The sequence below is a fragment of the Kaistella sp. SH40-3 genome, assembly GCF_030686865.1.
In the GTDB taxonomy this organism is placed as follows: Bacteria; Bacteroidota; Bacteroidia; order Flavobacteriales; family Weeksellaceae; genus Kaistella.
Genome location: NZ_JAQYUS010000024.1, coordinates 1 through 2095 on the forward strand (window position 1 = coordinate 1; position 2095 = coordinate 2095).

General features: G+C 33.0%; 3 protein-coding genes. 2 read left to right on the plus strand and 1 reads right to left on the minus strand.

The features are described from left to right. Nucleotides 1-68: 68 nt before the first annotated feature. Together PUH65_RS14825 and PUH65_RS14830 are read left to right on the plus strand one after the other, a co-directional pair. Complete coding sequence (locus tag PUH65_RS14825) at nucleotides 69-638, plus strand: hypothetical protein (RefSeq protein ID WP_305520886.1); 570 nt, start codon at nucleotides 69-71, stop codon at nucleotides 636-638. Between the two features lie 39 nt (nucleotides 639-677). Further along, the gene (locus tag PUH65_RS14830; RefSeq protein WP_305520887.1) at nucleotides 678-1205 is read left to right on the plus strand and encodes a hypothetical protein; all 528 of its coding nucleotides are present in this window, start codon (nucleotides 678-680) and stop codon (nucleotides 1203-1205) included. Between the two features lie 69 nt (nucleotides 1206-1274). Here PUH65_RS14830 and PUH65_RS14835 read toward each other — a convergent pair. Further along, nucleotides 1275-2095: reverse transcriptase domain-containing protein (locus PUH65_RS14835; RefSeq protein ID WP_305552624.1), on the minus strand; the 821-nt coding region annotated here is incomplete at its 5' end.

Genomic DNA, 2095 nt, shown 5'->3' on the forward strand with positions numbered 1-2095 from the left:
TATGTCATTTTAAAACGATATCGCCTAAATAGTAGCACAATTTAAATTAAATGAATTTAAAGTAAGAAATGGATAAATTAAATGATTTAAACTTCGGTCAAGTATTAGCAATTGTAACAGTCCTATCTTCGGCAATATCTGTAATCATCAATAAACTATTTGAAAATCGTCAGAATATTTTAAAACATAGAAGAATTATTGCGGAAAAAATAATTGATGCAAAAATTGATGCTTGCGTGAGTGCTATTAAATATTATGGAACTTTTTTAAACTATTTATATAATTCGAAATCTACATTAGAGAGTTTAGAAAATTACGAATATTCAGCACTTTTAAGTGAAAGTCAAAAATCTTACGAAAAATTATTGCAAAAGATTCAATTTGAAGGTGATGGCGAATTTCATAAAATATCTTTATTTTACGATTTTTATGGGAACAAAGATGAAGAAATTGCAGAAAAAATTAAAAAATCTCAAAAAGAATATTTTCAATATATAATCGAAGCAAGCAAATCAGGAAATTTAGAACGAGAAAAAGAACTTCGTTTAAAATTGATTAAAACGACAGATGAAGCCATGAATTACTTTAAAGGTATGATAAAAGTTGTTAGAGATGATCTGAATAAAAATACGCAATAAACTTTCTATAAAAACTAAAATAACTTTTACAAAGAAATTATGAAAATAAACTATCAAGATTTTATATTGTTACTGGAAAAACAATTTGGACCTTTAACACCTCAAGCAGAACATTGCGCTGAAGATTTTTACGAAAATTATGATTTACTAATTAGTAAATTTAAGAATAATGATCTTCAATTATTTGCTTCATCAAATGTACTTGCTCAAAAATTACCATCTCAAAATAATAGTAAATATCAAACTTTTAACGGCCTTGCAATTTTGTTAGTTATTTTTGGAATTATTTTATTTTTCTTTAATTGGAAGATAGCCCTATTAACAATCGCAATATCTTTTGGTAGTAAATATTATTCTACCTATTTGAAAAACAAAAGTTCTACAAATTTCACCGATAACATTCTGAAAAAAATATCACAAAATGAATTTGACGGTTTTTTTGATATTGCACAGTATTATATTGCAGGAATAATTCAAATAAGAACCAATCTTGGTTCTGCTCACCTTCCACTTTTACCTTCAAGTGCATTAACAGGTGCTGAAAATTATGCAAGAATGAGAACGTAAAATATTCTGAAAAAAAACGCCATACAATCGAGTAGACGGCTCCGCTCATAATCGAACGGAGTGCGCCTCTCACACCACCGTACGTACGGGTCTCGTATACGGCGGTTCGTATCTTGATGGGTTAAGTGATAGATGAAGTTCTAACATGGCGATGTATCCACGCTTCTTTAGCCTTGAAATAGTGATTGTTGTTCCTAAAATAGGACTTTGTGCGACTGCCCATCCTCCTTTTCGAGTTCGACTATATGCATACGCAAGGCTTTGGTCGATTCCTAATCGAATGAGGTTTTTCCTCTTCCGTTCTGGCTTCTTCCAGTCATGCCAAATGCAATACCGCAGTCGGTTCCGTAGCCATCCGTCAAAGTTGAGGAGTTTTCCTTTGATGCTTGTTCCTCGAAAATAGTTTAACCATCCGCGCTGAACTTTGTTAATCTTTTGGAGACGCTCATCAAAACTTATCGGAGCGGTTTTGCGAGTGAGGGATTTTAGTCGCTCTTTCAATCGTGTCCACGCTTTCTTGCCTACTACCAATTGGTATTTTCCTTTGTCTCCTTTCTTATAAGTTGATTCGAATCCGAATCCCAGTAGTTCAAATTGTACTGGCTTTCTAACGCCACTTTTCTCACCATTAATAGTGAGTTTGAGTTTCGTTTTCAAGTACTTTTCTATGGCTTTTAGCGTGGCAGTTGCATGGCTTTTATACTGGGTATAAATACTAAAATCATCTGCGTAACGTACAAATCGAAGTTTACGTTTTGTCAATTCTTTATCCAACTCATTGAGCAGGATATTCGACAACAACGGACTTAAAGGCGAACCTTGCGGAACTCCTTTTCTTCGTTTCTGTAATTGACCATTGATTAGAATTGGGGCTCGTAACCATTTGCGGA

Bases quoted from the DNA above. Each gene is read 5' to 3' on its own strand.
- PUH65_RS14825 (WP_305520886.1), top strand. From the start codon at position 69: ATGGATAAATTAAATGATTTAAACTTCGGTCAAGTATTAGCAATTGTA.
- PUH65_RS14830 (WP_305520887.1), top strand. From the start codon at position 678: ATGAAAATAAACTATCAAGATTTTATATTGTTACTGGAAAAACAATTT.